Genomic DNA, 14,306 nt, shown 5'->3' with positions numbered 1-14,306 from the left:
GTTAAGGCAAGGAATTCATTATATGCCGCTTGCATCGCCGTCGGCAGGCGATGCACAAAGTGTCGTTTATTTGCCAGTGGGCGATTCCGGCTGCTTTTGGCTGTCGAGCTTCACCGCGTCAATGCTCATGCCGGACGTCTTGCACATGCCCTCGCAGGCCAGGTCGAAGCGCCAGCTGTGCCGTGGACAGACCACATGCAGTTCGTCGTCGATGGTGGCGTAGGCCAGGTCGCCGCCCTGATGCGGGCAGTAGCGGTTGATTTCGTATTTTTGCCCCTGGTGTTCGATCACGATTCGCTCCCTGGACAGGTTCAGGTTGCGGATCAGCGATTCGGCGAGGTTGGATTCGTCGGCAAACAGGAAGATGTTGACGATGGTGTTGTACACATCGGGCAGCCGTTCGATGCTGGCGCGCAGGCTCAAGGCAATGTCCTGCCAGCGATCTTCGCCGCACATCAGCGAAAAGTATTTGGTGCTGGCGCTCAGGACGAGGCAAGGCGTTTGCGGCTCCTGCGCTTGGGACAGCGCGTTGCCGACCAGGTCTACCACCAGGGATTGGGATTTTTCGCTGCCCCAGCGGAAGGCAATGGAGGGCGTCCCGGGCGGCAAGGCAATGCTGGCGATCAGGCTCAACCGACGCCGTAGCACATCGGCAAAGCGCTCGACCGAAAAGTTGTCCTCAATTCCCTCCCAAACGTCAGGGTGCGACGCAGCGTACTGGTTAATCTCTGCAGGCGTCGGCGCTGCGATCGGCAGCCGGTTGGCATGCTCATCGACCCGCTCGCCCGGCCTCGGATAGAGCACGTTCTGGATGCGGTTCTGGGCAAGGTATTTGTCGAGCTCATCCTGGTGTACAAAAATCGTTCCGGCGCCAGCATTCAAGGTAGGATCGAGGAAAGGGAAAAACGCAGGGCCGGCGGCAGGGACGAAGAAGCGCGGGCCAAGAATCTTTATGCCGCTGAGGACATTACGCAACTTGCTGAGCACCTTTTTCGTTGCCACAAGGCGTCGCTGGTCTTCGGGTAGAACAAAACATGATGGATGCCAGTTTGCACCGGAAAATTGTACCGAGTAGTAGTCAATTTTCGGTAATTCATTCTTCAATAATGAAAGACGATCGAAAATCTTACAGTCATTTTGGTTAAAAAAGGTGAAGCCCGGAGTTGCCACAAAAATTGCGGCGTCATGGTTGATGCCACTGTCATCGATGAAAATACGGAACTGGATGTCTCCACCGGCCTGCTCACCTTCCGCCAGTTCGACCGTGCGCATGTTCATCTGCCCTAGCGCTTCGAGCAGATACTTGTCCTTGTATGCTGGAATGAAAATGGTGCAATCCGGATGGCTCGACAAGGCGGCGAGCGTCGACTTATCGAAATGGTCCTGGTGCTCATGGCTCAGGAAAATACTCAGCTTTTTTTCGGCACAGCGTTTCTTCACAAGCTCGCGCAGATGTCCATTCGGGGGCCACTGATGCCAGCTTCCAAAGAATGCCCCGATATCGTTGAGCCAGGGGTCGAGCAGCAATGCTTCGCGGTCGGTTTCGATCAGGAAGCAGTTGTGCCCCCAAAACGTGAAGTCAGCGTTCATGGATAGTTACCGGGGAGTGTTGAGAATGGCAGTCCGCCTACAGGCTAGTCTGCGGGCCCAGGCAGGCGGTTGACGGCGCATAAGTGACGCTGCGGGCCACAGGCCTGGTTTGATGGAGCACAAACAACTAGCGGCGCAAGCTCACCACCGTGCGCCTTCGTAAAACCGGAACAGATTGTCTTTGGTGTTTTCGATCCAGTTGGTCTCAAATTGGCGCGGATGGCTGAGGAAGCAGATCCGGCGGTACTGGCCAAGAGCCTCATCTGGCGAACTCGGATGGTAATACTTGGGATGTGGGCGGTCCGCGACGTAGAAGTTGAAGCTCTGCAGCAGCGCGGGATCGTAGGCCTCGCATCGGATGCCGCAGTGTTCGCGCAGCTGCTGGTCTTTAAGCAACTCGGTGTTATTCAGCTTGAGCCGCCGGTTGGCGAAGTCGCCGTGGCTCGCCACCGTGGTCATCTTGGTGCCGAGCCGCTGCTCGATGGAGCAGAAATTGCGTGTGAAGGTGTCGCGGATCTCCGGCATCCGGGCATGGATGCCAGCTGGATCGCGGATGCGGTGTTTTTTCGCGAAAGTGGCGAGTTCTTCGTAGTGATAGCTGGCCTCGCTGCCATATTCCTCAATTTCACGCATCAGCTTGAAATCCAGCGTGGAGAGGCGGAAGTAAAAGGTCGACTTGATCTTGTACTTTTTTTCCACCTCAAACAGCTTTCTTGCGGTGCGAAGATCGGTATCGATGTCATGCCGGTGCACCACGACCTTCCGGCCGTCCTGCACCTCGCCATTGGAAATGGCATCGAAATACTCGCGCACCGACGTCTGCGCGTAGCCCATGTCGCGCGCCGCAACAATAAAACGCTCATAGCCCGGCAAGCGCGAAGGCATAAAGTAGTCGCTATACAGCCGGCTAGCCAGATTTGTCATTGGATAATGTGCTCCGCGCGCAGGGTCCCTGACATTATCGCGGGGCTCACTATGGTCGGGTTGATAAGCATCAATCCGGCCCTTGGCTGGCATTCCCCTTCAACCGGGGATGAAAAAAGCCCCGACGATTTCTCGTAAGGGCTTGATTTCAGTACACGAAGATTCTGGTGGGCCTCCCGTGAGTCGAACACGGCACCAACGGATTATGAGTCCGCTGCTCTAACCAAGCATGAGCTAGAGGCCCCTGGAGGGTTCCGTTACCTCATGGGCGAGGACGCATACCGGGCTCTGACGCTCAGTATGGGTTCCCGCTTTCGCGGGAACGACGGTGAAAATTTGGAAGGGGCGAGGATAGAATCTCTGCCTCGCCCCGTCAAGGTTTAATTGCCTTCGAGGAAGCTCTTCAGCTTGTCCGAGCGCGATGGGTGGCGCAACTTGCGCAGCGCCTTCGCCTCGATCTGGCGAATCCGCTCACGCGTCACGTCGAACTGCTTGCCCACTTCTTCCAAGGTGTGGTCCGTCGACATCTCGATACCGAAACGCATGCGCAGCACTTTGGCTTCGCGCGGAGTCAGCGAATCGAGCACGTCCTTGACCACGCCACGCATCGAGGCGTGCAGCGCCGCATCCGATGGCGCCAGCGTATTGTTGTCTTCGATGAAGTCGCCCAGGTGGGAGTCGTCATCGTCGCCAATCGGCGTTTCCATCGAGATCGGCTCTTTGGCGATCTTCATGATCTTCCGGATCTTATCTTCCGGCATTTCCATCTTGATCGCAAGCGTCGCCGGATCAGGCTCCGCACCCGTCTCTTGCAGGATCTGGCGGGAGATGCGGTTCATCTTGTTGATCGTCTCGATCATGTGCACCGGAATACGAATCGTGCGCGCCTGGTCGGCGATCGAACGCGTGATCGCCTGGCGGATCCACCACGTTGCGTAAGTCGAGAACTTGTAGCCGCGGCGGTATTCGAACTTGTCCACTGCCTTCATCAGGCCGATATTGCCTTCCTGGATCAGGTCGAGGAACTGCAGGCCGCGGTTGGTGTATTTCTTGGCGATCGAAATCACGAGGCGCAGGTTGGCCTCGGTCATTTCGCGCTTGGCTTTGCGCGCCTTCATTTCACCCGCCGCCATCTGGCGGTTGATGTTGCGCAGGTCCGGCAGCGGCAGCACGACGCGCGCTTGCAGGTCGATCAGGCGCTGCTGCAGTTCCTTGATCGTCGGGATGTTGCGCCCGAGGATGGCGGAGTACGCGTGGCCGGCGTTCACTTCGCCGTCGACCCAGTCAAGATTGGTTTCATTGCCTGGGAAGACCTTGATGAAGTGGGCGCGCGGCATGCCGCACTTGTTCACAGCAACGTCGAGGATCTGCTTTTCAATGTGGCGCACTTCGTCGACCTGGCCGCGCAGCGTGTCGCACAGCTTTTCGACGACCTTGGCGGTGAAGCGGATGCCCAGCAGTTCGTTGGAAATTGCTTCCTGCGCCTTAACGTAGGCCTTCGAGTTGTAGCCGTCCTTTTCGAACGCCTTGCGCATCTTGTCGAACTGCACCGAGATGACTTCGAATTTCTCCAGCGCTTCGGCTTTCAGCGCTTCGAGCTGTTCCGCGGAGTAACCAGCCGCGCCAGAAGCAGTGGTTTCTTCCTCCTCGGCTTCTTCTTCGCCTTCGGCTTCTTCGTCATCTTCGTCTTCGTCCGACGCAGTCGGCGCCGCGCCCGGAGGTGTGGTGGCTTCACCGTCTTCGTCGACCATGCCGTCGACGATTTCGTCGATCTTGATTTCGTCGTTCTGGATGCGGATGGCGGCGGAAATGATCTCGGCGATCGTGACCGGGCAGGCGGAGATCGCCTGGATCATGTCCTTCAGGCCGTCTTCGATGCGCTTGGCGATTTCAATTTCGCCTTCGCGGGTCAGCAGTTCGACCGAGCCCATCTCGCGCATGTACATGCGGACCGGGTCGGTGGTGCGGCCAAAGTCGGAGTCCACCGTCGACAGCGCCGCTTCCGCAGCGGCTTCGGCTTCGTCGTCGCTGGTGACGGTGGCAACGTTATCGGACAGCAGCAGGGTTTCGGCATCGGGCGCGTGTTCATACACAGCGATGCCCATGTCGTTGAAAGTGCCGATGATGCCTTCGATCGCTTCCGGATCGACAATGTTCTCAGGCAGGTGGTCGTTGATTTCCGCGTAGGTCAGGAAACCACGTTCCTTGCCGAACTTGATCAGGGTCTTGAGCTTGGTGCGGCGGCGCTCGAGCTCTTCTTCCGAAGCCTCGGTGTCGGACGAGAAGGCATCCTTCAGCAGCGCTTTTTCCTTGGCCTTGCGGTCCTTGGCCTTGGCCTTGTCGACCGCCTTGAGCTCGGCGCGTTCGACCGCGTTCAGCGCGGCGACTTCGTCGTTCTCGGGCTGGAACTCTTTTGGCTTGCGGCCGCGCCGCCCCGGTACCTTTACGGTTGGCAGCACATAGCCCGACGTGTCGATGGCTGCCAGGGCGGCGGCATCGGTGGTCTGGCTGACCGCGGGCGGCGCAGCGGGTGCGCGTACGTCCGCTTTGTCTGCTTTATCCGCTTTGGCGGAGGCTCTCGTCGGCTTTGCAGCCACTTTGGATTCGGGTTTCTTGATTGGCACAGGCGCTTTCGATGTCACAACGACTAGCTTTACGATGGTTTAAGTAAAATTTGTTGCTGGCCCTACGTTCCGGACCCGCCTTGCGGGCCAGTCCGGCATTGCTGCACTCGTTACACCTTTACATCACCTTGCAGGCAGATCCGCGCATCGCCGCACGCCTTATGCCGCGGCCGGCATCGGCCTGGCGGCGGAAGTCGGCTGCAACAGAACGGCGGACGGGGGCAAGGGCCGTAAGTGGTTGATTGGCATTTTCGCCGCGAGGCGCTTCGCGCCTTCTCAACCAAAGCTGGCCCTGGCCGCCGGCGCCATATCCGCGCCGATCAAGAGCCTAACTTATAGGAAGAACATTCACTTCCAGTTAAAAAATAAGCTTTCTAAGAATACAACACTTAGCGTTTTATTATAGCACGCACCCCGGCTTTTTCCAGTCACTAACGCCCACCCTCCAAGGCGGGTTGACGCAGCTAGCGCGCCGCCAGTTCTGCTTGTGCTTCTCGCAACAATTGATCCTGCATCGCGGTGATCTCGCGGTATCGAATTCCAACCTGATCTGAGGTCAAACCCGATGAAAACAACTGATTGAGCTCGTGTTTTAATGCGTCCATCTTGATCTGCCTCACAGCTCCAGCAAGCCATAATTTAACGCTGTCAAAATCGGACTCGGGCTCCGAAGCAATTTCGGCGATCAGGCCGTCGTAATCCGGGCCCTCGTCCTTAAGGTGCTGGGACAAGGCGGCAAAGCCGCCGTTCGGCCCCAGTGCCTGCGCTGCCGCAACCAGTTGCAGCAACCGTTCGGCCGATTCCGGCCCGAAATGGTTAAACGCCTGGAGGGCCGACTCGTCCAGCTCAAGCGCGAGCGGCGGGTGGGCGACCAGGTGGCGCATGATCTGCGCCTCCAATCCCACCGGTTGCGGCCTGCCCTGCCGTGGCGGCGCCTTGCGCGCAACCGCAACGGGCTTGGCCAGTTCGAACAGGCCCTCGATCTCGGCCGGGGTCGATTCCGTCAGGCCAGCCAGCCCGCGTACGATCTGCAGGCGGAGCGCCGATGGCGCCATCGATTGCAACAAGGGCTTGGCATCGAATTGGACACGCGCGCGCCCTTCGGGTTCCGACAAGTCATGTTCAGCCGACACTTCACGCAGCAGGAATTGCGACAGAGGCATGGCCTCGTGGATTTCTTGCTCGAACGCATCCGCACCGCGCTCGCGCACGAAGCTGTCCGGGTCGTGTTCTTGCGGCAGGAACAGGAATTTGATGATCTTGTCGTCGGTTACTTGCGGCAGGCAAGCCTCAAGGGCGCGGCGCGCGGCTTTGCGGCCGGCCTTGTCGCCGTCGAAACTGAAAATGACAGTATCCGTCTGGCGCAGCAACTTTTGTACGTGGGTGCTGGTGCAGGCGGTACCGAGCGTCGCGACCGCTTGCGGAAAGCCAAGTTGCGCCAGGGCGACCACGTCCATGTAGCCTTCCGTCACCAGCACGTAGCCGGCGTCGCGGATGGCCTGGCGCGCCTCGAACAGGCCGTACAGCTCAAGGCCTTTCTGGAACAGCGGCGTTTCCGGCGAGTTCAGGTATTTCGGCTCACCCGAATCGAGCACGCGGCCGCCGAAGCCGATGACCTGGCCTTTGACGTTGCGGATCGGGAACATGATGCGCTCGCGGAAACGGTCATAGCGCTTCTGCTTGTTGCCTTCTTCGTCGACCTTATCAATGACAAGGCCGGATTCGACCAGCGCCAGCGCATCGTATTCCGGGAACACCGAGCGCAGGTTATCCCAGCCGCCCGGAGCGTAGCCCATGCCGAAGCGGGCACAGATTTCACCGGTGAGGCCACGTTTTTTCAGGTATTCGATCGCGTTGGGCGCAGTGCGCAGCTGGCCGCGGTAAAAGTCGCAGGCGCGCGTCATCGCGTCGGACAGGGCCAGCGCCTGGGCCTGGTTCTGGGCACGCTGGGCCGGGGGAATCTTGTCATCCGCATCGGGCACCACCATGCCGACGTTCTGGGCCAGGTCCTTGACCGCATCGACGAAGCCCATCCCAGAGTATTCGATCAGGAAACCGATCGACGTGCCGTGGGCGCCGCAGCCGAAGCAATGGTAGAACTGCTTGGTTGGGCTGACGGTAAAGCTGGGGGATTTTTCGTTATGGAACGGGCACAAGCCCTGATAATTCGCGCCGCCCTTCTTCAGCTGCACGTAGCGGCCGACAACATCGACGATGTCGACGCGGTTGAGGAGGTCGGTAATGAATGATTGTGGAATCACGTTTGATGAACAGTCTTTGTCTTAGGTCAGACTATACCGCCGGGCACGTTGCAGCGTTGAGCTGAAACAATACGCGACATCGATTTATTCCTCGAGCGATCGTGGGACGCCCCTAAAAATCTTTCCAAATTTGGGGACAGACCCCAATTCAAGCAATCTTCCAGTTTACCGGTGGTCTGACCCCGAATTTGGAAATTCACCGGTGGTCTGACCCCGAATTTGGAAATTCAATCAAAGCAATCTTCCAAACTACCGGTGGTCTGACCCCGAATTTGGAAATTTTCAGTCACCGCCAATTGGGGTCTGTCCCCGGGGACGGATCCCGGTGCTAGAGCGCCGGTCTTGGGTTTTTCGGACCGCCGGTCTTTTGGAGCGCTGGCTTAGCCGCCGCTCAGGGCTTTCTTGACGAGGCCCGATACCACCGTCATGTCGGCACGGCCAGCCAGCTTTGGCTTGACGATGGCCATGACTTTGCCCATGTCTTGCGGGCCCGCGGCGCCAGAGGCGGCGACGGCCGCTGCTACTTCGGCGGCAACTTCTTCGTCCGACAGGCCGGCAGGCATGTAGGCGGCGAGGATGGCGAGCTCGGCTTTCTCGATGTCGGCCAGGTCCTGGCGGTTGCCGGCTTCGAACTGGCTGATCGAGTCCTTGCGCTGCTTGATCATCTTTTCGACGATCGCCAGCGTCTGGGTGTCGTCGAGCTCGATACGCTCGTCGACTTCCTTGCGCTTGATTTCAGCGATCAGCAGGCGAATGGTCTGCAGCCGTCCCGCTTCTTTCGCGCGCATTGCCGTCTTCATGTCTTCGGTGATTTGTTCTTTTAAGCTCATGTCATCCTCGCGTCGAGTGGCCGCATTCGGCCAGGCCACGTTGGCCAAGTAAAAATAGCAAAACCCGCTGCGGTAAACCGGAGCGGGTCTGCGACTGTTCAAGACAATCCATCCGGCGCGGCGGATAGCCAGTCACCGGACCAGTCTTGACGAAGTGTCTTAGTACAGCTTCTTTGGCAGTTGCTGGCTGCGAATGCGCTTGTAGTGGCGCTTTACGGCAGCTGCCAGCTTGCGCTTGCGCTCAGCCGTTGGCTTTTCGTAGAACTCGCGTGCACGCAGTTCGGTCAGCAGACCAGTTTTTTCGATAGTGCGCTTGAAGCGGCGCATGGCTACTTCGAACGGCTCGTTTTCTTTAAGGCGAATAGTGGTCATGTAAAAATCAAACCGTTAGATTTAGATGGGAAGAACGAGATTCTAGCAGCATTTCAAACTGATGGGAAGCTTTTCGATTTCATGTTTCGCAAGCGCCACACTGAAAACCTCATTCACCAACTGCCTGCCCTGCCGCAACACCAGAGGCCCAGGCCCATTGGAAATTATATCCGCCCAGCCAGCCGGTGACGTCCACCGCCTCGCCGATGAAGTACAGGCCGGGCACTTTGTTGGCCATCATCGACTGCTGCGACAGCTCGCGCGTGTCGACGCCGCCCAGGGTCACTTCGGCCTTGCGGTAGCCTTCCGAACCGGTCGGCACGATCGCCCAGCGGTTGATGGCGTCGCCCAGCTTGCGCAGCTTGGCGTCCTGCATGTCGGCCAGGCGCGCGTCCGGCTCGAAGCCGTTGGCTACCAGCAGGCCCTCCGCCAGCCGTACCGGCAGCCATTGCGACAGCACGTTGCCGAGCTGCTTCTTGATGGTGCCCTTGCCCTCGATCAGGACCTGGGCCACGTCCATGTCCGGCAACAGGTTGAGCACGATCGGCGTGCCCGGCTGCCAGTAGCTGGAAATCTGCAAAATGGCCGGACCGGACAGCCCGCGGTGGGTGAACAGCAAGTCTTCGCGGAAATGGCCGCGCTTGGCGCCCTTCCCTTTGCCGGAGCCCGTCGCCACTTCGACTTCCAGCGCGATGCCCGACAGCGGCGCGAATGCCTCCCAGCTTGGGCCGTCGAAGGTCAGCGGCACCAGGCCGGGGCGCGGTTCGATGATGTTCAGGCCGAACTGGGTGGCGATGCGGTAGCCGAAGTCGGTGGCGCCGATCTTCGGGATCGACAGGCCACCGGTGGCAATGACCAGGCTGTCGGCCAGGATGTCGCCGGTGTCGGTCGCGACCAGGAAGCCTTCGGAGGTGTTCTCGACGGACCCAACCTGGCAGGGCATGCGCCAGGTCACCAGGCCCTCGGCGCACTCGTCCTTCAGCATCTGGATGATCTGCTCGGCGGAATCATCGCAAAACAGTTGCCCACGGTGTTTCTCGTGGTAGCCGATGCGGTGTTTCTTGACCAGCGCGAGGAAGTCCTGCGGCGTGTAGCGCGACAGCGCACTCTTGCAGAAGTGCGGGTTCTCGGACAAGAAGTTGGCCGGTCCCGCATTAATGTTGGTGAAATTGCATCGGCCGCCGCCGGAGATGCGGATCTTTTCAGCCAGCTTGGCCGCGTGATCGATCAGGACGACGCGCTTGCCACGCTGGGCGGCAACTGCCGCGCACATCATGCCGGCCGCGCCCGCGCCGATCACTGCTACATCGAATTGTTTTGCCATCTGGTGCTAAGTTCCGCGAGTTACAAAAGGAGTGATTGTAAACCGGGCGGGGCTCAGGCCTTCAATGCTTTCGCTACTTTCAGGCATTGCTGCACCTGCTCGAGGATCGGCTCCGGCACGGGAACCTCGCCACGCAGCGCCTGCGCAATCCATTCGGCGGTGCTTGCCGCGTCGCGGGCCGATGGCATTTCCGCCAGTTCGTCGGTCGGGTCGCCCTTTTGCACCAGCAGGATGCCTTCGCCGGCGTGGAACCACTCGATTTGCTGGCCACGGTTGGCATTGGCCACCGTTTCGCCTTCCGTCCCGCGCATCAGGAAGGCGTCGCCGCGCCCTTCCGGAGCTGCGGTGGTGAAGTATTCGCTCAGCATCTCAAGGTATTCGGGATGGGTATAAGAAACCAGGCGCAGCGCGGGACCGGCGAACGGCTGGAGGATCTTGACCAGGGTATGGGTCGAGTTGCGCACGCCAAGCACGCGCCGCAGCGCCAGCAGCCGCGCCATTTTCGGCGCCAGCGTTTCGATCGGCATGAAGCAAGGTTCGCGGCGCGCCACCGCCGCTGCGAGGTCCGCTGCCGAGCTTGCAGGCGCGAAGCCCATCGCCGCGAGGATCTCCGCGGTTGTCACCCGGCCCGGGTCGGTGCTGACGCCATGCACCAGCACCGGCACGCCTTCGCGCGCAAGCAATAGCGCCAGCAAGGGCGTCAGGTTGGCCAGCTTGCGCGCGCCGTTATAGCTGGGAATCAAAATCGGCGCGTACTCGCTTGCCGGCACCGGCAGCAGCGGGAACGAAGCCTCCGCCGCTTCCAGGAACCCGGCGATCTCATTGACCGACTCGCCCTTGAAGCGCAGCGCCAGCACCACCGCGCCCATCTCCAGGTCGGATACCCTGCCGTCGAGCATCGCTCCGTACAGCGCCCGCGCGTCGTCGCGCGACAAGCTGCGCGCGCCTTTTTTGCCACGTCCAATTTCTTTGATGAAATGAGCGGCGGGAAAAGATTCAAAATTTGTCGTCATTCAGGAAGCTTACACCGGGTAGTTTTTAATCGGGCGGGGATTTTGGCCTGGTGCAATGCAGCACGCGGAAATTCGTACTACACTGGCAGGTCACCACTGGAAACTTCCTACCCAAAAAGCTGACACCAATGATCACGCCAGATATCGAAAATAGTAACGTCAGTTCGTTCGCGCTGATGCCGTCGCCCGAACAGCTGCACGCCATGCTGCCGCTCTCCGACGCCGCTTTCCAGACCGTGATGCGCGGCCGCGAAGCGCTGCGCAACATTCTCGACCGCAAGGACAAGCGCATGTTTGTCGTGGTCGGCCCGTGCTCGATCCACGATCCGGTTGCCGGCCTCGACTATGCGCGCCGCCTGAAGAAGCTGCAGGAAGAAGTGGCCGACACCATGCTGCTGGTCATGCGCGTGTACTTCGAAAAGCCGCGCACCACCACCGGCTGGAAGGGTTATATCAACGATCCGGATATGGATGACTCCTTCCGCGTCGACGTGGGGATGAGCAACGCGCGCAAGTTCCTGATCGACGTGTGCGAACTCGGCTTGCCGACCGCCACCGAAGCGCTCGACCCGATTTCGCCGCAATACCTGGGCGACCTGATCGCCTGGACGGCGATCGGCGCGCGCACCACGGAATCGCAGACCCACCGCGAGATGTCGTCGGGCCTGTCGACGCCGGTCGGCTTCAAGAACGGCACTGACGGCGATATCAGCATTGCGATCAACGCCATTTTGTCTTCGGCGCATCCGCACTCCTTCCTTGGCATCAGCAGCCAGGGCACGGTGTCGATCGTGCGTACCAGCGGCAATGCGTATGGCCACGTGGTGCTGCGCGGCGGCGATGGCCGTCCGAATTACGATTCGGTGTCGGTGGCGATTGCCGAGCAGGCGCTGGCCAAAGCCAAGCTGCCGGCCAACCTGGTGGTCGACTGCTCGCATGCAAACAGCTACAAGAAGCCCGAACTGCAGCCGCTGGTGATGTCGGATGTAATCCAGCAGATCAAGCACGGCAACAAGTCGATCGTCGGCGTGATGATCGAGTCGAACATCGTCGGCGGCAACCAGAAGATTCCCAACGACTTGTCGGAGCTGAAGTATGGCTGCTCGGTGACGGATGGGTGCATTGATTGGGAGACGACTGAGGCAATGCTGAAGGCGGCGCACCAGGAATTGCTGCAGCGTCCCTAAACATCGTCGTTCCCGCGAAGGCGCGAACCCATACTGAGCTTCGCAGCAAGCGAAGTATGGATTCCCGGCTGCGCGGGAAAGACGAGGTGTACCTTACAATGTCGTCTTTCTAGCTCCACTTCTTGTTCCCCATGATCGTTCTCGGCGTCGAATCCTCCTGCGATGAAACCGGCCTTGCGTTGTACGACACGCAACGCGGCCTGCTGTCGCACGCACTCCACTCGCAGGTTGCGATGCACGAGGAGTACGGCGGCGTCGTGCCCGAACTGGCCTCGCGCGACCACATCCGCCGCGCCATCCCGCTGCTCGAACAAACCCTGTCCAAAGCCGGCATCGAAGCGTCCAGCATCGACGCCATCGCCTACACCCAGGGCCCGGGCCTGGCGGGCGCGCTGCTGGTCGGTTCCTCGATCGCATGCAGCCTCGGCCTGGCGCTCGACAAGCCGGTGCTCGGCGTGCACCACCTCGAAGGCCACCTGCTGTCGCCCCTGCTGGCCAGCGATCCGCCGCAGTTCCCCTTCATCGCCCTCTTGGTTTCCGGCGGCCACACCCAGCTGATGCGGGTCGACGGCGTCGGCAAGTACACGCTGCTGGGCGAAACGCTGGACGACGCGGCCGGCGAAGCCTTCGACAAGTCGGCCAAGCTGCTTGGCCTCGGCTACCCCGGCGGCCCGGCCATTTCGCGCCTTGCCGAATTCGGCAACCCGGACGCCTACAAGCTGCCGCGCCCGATGCTGCACTCGAAAGACTTCAACTTCAGCTTCTCGGGCCTGAAAACCGCGGTGCTGACGGTGGTGAAGAACCACGAAGAAAAAGTGATCGCGAACATTTGCGACCAGGACAAAGCCGACATCGCGCGCGGCTTCGTCGACGCCATCGTCGACGTGCTGACCGCAAAATGCGTGAGCGCCCTGCGCCACTCGGGCCTCAAGCGCCTGGTGATCGCCGGCGGCGTCGGCGCCAACTCGCAGCTGCGCGCCTCGCTCAATGCGGCGGCCGAGAAAAAGAAATTCCGCGTCTACTACCCGGAGCTGGAATTTTGCACCGACAACGGCGCGATGATCGCTTTCGCCGGCGCAATGCGCCTGCAGATCAACCCCGACGCCGCCCAGCGCGACTACGCGTTCAACGTCCGTCCACGCTGGCCGCTGGACGAAATTGAAGCGGCATAGAAACAACCGTTGTCGTCCTCATAAGGTGTCACGCTGTTCGCCTAAAAATGGCAAACTCCCCGGGTCGTGTTTTTCCGGAGGTGGCGTATGCGTGTTGTTAGCTGGAATATTCACTGGGGCTGCGGCAAGGATAGCCGAATCCGCATCCATGCGATCATCGATGTCCTGCGCAAGTTAAATCCCGATATCATCTGCCTGCAAGAAGTCGCGGCGAATCATCCCGAACTGGAAGGCAATGCCAGCGCCAACCAGTTCCGCCAGCTCGCAGGCGCCTTCGGGGGCTACCAGCCAGTGCTGGAGCCGACCAGCGAGATCTACCAGAACAACATGCCGCGCCAGTTCGGCAACCTGCTGCTGTCGAAATACCGCATCACACAAGTCCATCGCCACTCGCTGCCGTGGCCGCCCGACCCTGCCAACCCCGGCATGCCGCGCGGCCTGATCGAAGCCGTGGTCGAAGCGCCAGGCGGCAAGCTGCGCGTGCTGACCACCCACCTCGAATACTATTCCCAGGTCCAGCGGATGGCGCAGGTCAGGCACATCAAGTACCTGCACTGGGAAGCGTGCGAACGCGCCCGCCTTTACCAGCCAAACTCCGGGCTCGACGCGCCCTTCCAGCTGGGTTTTCGTCCGGGCAGCGCGATCTATTGTGGCGACTTCAACTTCACGCCTGATTCGGCGGAGCACGCAGAGATGCTGGCGACCGACGACAGCATTGCCCTGCCCCTGGTCGACGCATGGGCCCACACGCATCCCGACACGGCGCGCGCGCCGACTGCCGGCCTGCACGGTTTCAAGTGGCCTGACCGCCCGGATTGCTACGACTATTTCTTCGTGACAGAAGACCTGGTGCCGCGCCTGAACGAGGTAACGGTGCAGTCCGAAACCGCGGCGTCGGACCACCAGCCGATCGTCATCGACCTCACTTAATCGCGCCCGGTGCGGATTCGGCGGATGCGGCTTCGCCTTATCCGCCCTACGTTAACGTGGGGCATTTCGTAGGGCGGAT

11 protein-coding genes and 1 tRNA gene are annotated in these 14,306 nt (G+C 60.2%); 3 read left to right on the top strand and 9 right to left on the bottom strand.

The genetic code is table 11. The features are described 5' to 3' along the window. Positions 1-66: 66 nt before the first annotated feature. From LMJ30_RS21130 to ybiB, 9 genes are all read right to left on the bottom strand, one after another. Positions 67-1,590, bottom strand: a complete 1,524-nt coding sequence (locus LMJ30_RS21130) for a Rieske 2Fe-2S domain-containing protein (protein ID WP_229434559.1) — start codon at positions 1,588-1,590, stop codon at positions 67-69. A 141-nt stretch (positions 1,591-1,731) separates the two neighbouring features. Continuing rightward, a complete protein-coding gene (locus LMJ30_RS21125; RefSeq protein WP_229434558.1) occupies positions 1,732-2,514 on the bottom strand; it encodes a polysaccharide deacetylase family protein in 783 nt (260 codons plus the stop codon). 165 nt (positions 2,515-2,679) lie between these two features. After that, a tRNA-Ile gene (locus tag LMJ30_RS21120) sits at positions 2,680-2,758 on the bottom strand. Between the two features lie 136 nt (positions 2,759-2,894). Next, positions 2,895-5,138, bottom strand: a complete 2,244-nt coding sequence (rpoD, locus tag LMJ30_RS21115) for an RNA polymerase sigma factor RpoD (protein WP_229434557.1) — start codon at positions 5,136-5,138, stop codon at positions 2,895-2,897. Positions 5,139-5,602: 464 nt separating this feature from the next. Continuing rightward, positions 5,603-7,399 (bottom strand): DNA primase, encoded by a 1,797-nt coding sequence (dnaG, locus tag LMJ30_RS21110; protein WP_229434556.1) that lies wholly within the window; start codon positions 7,397-7,399, stop codon positions 5,603-5,605. Between the two features lie 380 nt (positions 7,400-7,779). Further along, on the bottom strand, positions 7,780-8,229 hold the full coding sequence (locus tag LMJ30_RS21105) for a GatB/YqeY domain-containing protein (protein ID WP_229434555.1): 450 nt from the start codon (positions 8,227-8,229) through the stop codon (positions 7,780-7,782). Positions 8,230-8,388: 159 nt separating this feature from the next. Then, positions 8,389-8,601: a 30S ribosomal protein S21 gene (gene rpsU / locus LMJ30_RS21100; protein WP_005665410.1), complete on the bottom strand. Its 213-nt coding sequence runs from the start codon at positions 8,599-8,601 to the stop codon at positions 8,389-8,391. Between the two features lie 109 nt (positions 8,602-8,710). Continuing rightward, entirely contained in the window at positions 8,711-9,925 is a 1,215-nt protein-coding gene (locus tag LMJ30_RS21095; protein ID WP_229434554.1) for a BaiN/RdsA family NAD(P)/FAD-dependent oxidoreductase, read from the bottom strand. A gap of 53 nt (positions 9,926-9,978) precedes the next feature. Beyond that, positions 9,979-10,938: a DNA-binding protein YbiB gene (gene ybiB / locus LMJ30_RS21090; protein ID WP_229434553.1), complete on the bottom strand. Its 960-nt coding sequence runs from the start codon at positions 10,936-10,938 to the stop codon at positions 9,979-9,981. Positions 10,939-11,066: 128 nt separating this feature from the next. On the opposite strand from ybiB, the gene LMJ30_RS21085 reads away from it, so the two are divergent. The 3 genes from LMJ30_RS21085 (at position 11,067) to LMJ30_RS21075 (ending at position 14,227) form a co-directional block, all read left to right on the top strand. Then, on the top strand, positions 11,067-12,125 hold the full coding sequence (locus LMJ30_RS21085) for a 3-deoxy-7-phosphoheptulonate synthase (RefSeq protein ID WP_229434552.1): 1,059 nt from the start codon (positions 11,067-11,069) through the stop codon (positions 12,123-12,125). Between the two features lie 131 nt (positions 12,126-12,256). Further along, entirely contained in the window at positions 12,257-13,297 is a 1,041-nt protein-coding gene (tsaD, locus tag LMJ30_RS21080) for a tRNA (adenosine(37)-N6)-threonylcarbamoyltransferase complex transferase subunit TsaD (RefSeq protein ID WP_229434551.1), read from the top strand. Positions 13,298-13,384: 87 nt separating this feature from the next. Continuing rightward, positions 13,385-14,227 (top strand): endonuclease/exonuclease/phosphatase family protein, encoded by an 843-nt coding sequence (locus LMJ30_RS21075; RefSeq protein ID WP_229434550.1) that lies wholly within the window; start codon positions 13,385-13,387, stop codon positions 14,225-14,227. The last annotated feature ends 79 nt before the right edge of the window (positions 14,228-14,306 follow it).

This window comes from Massilia agrisoli, assembly GCF_020831365.1.
Lineage (GTDB): Bacteria > Pseudomonadota > Gammaproteobacteria > Burkholderiales > Burkholderiaceae_D > Telluria_A > Telluria_A agrisoli.
The sequence above is the reverse complement of the archived record's forward strand: the minus strand, read 5'-3'. Positions and strand labels throughout refer to the sequence as shown.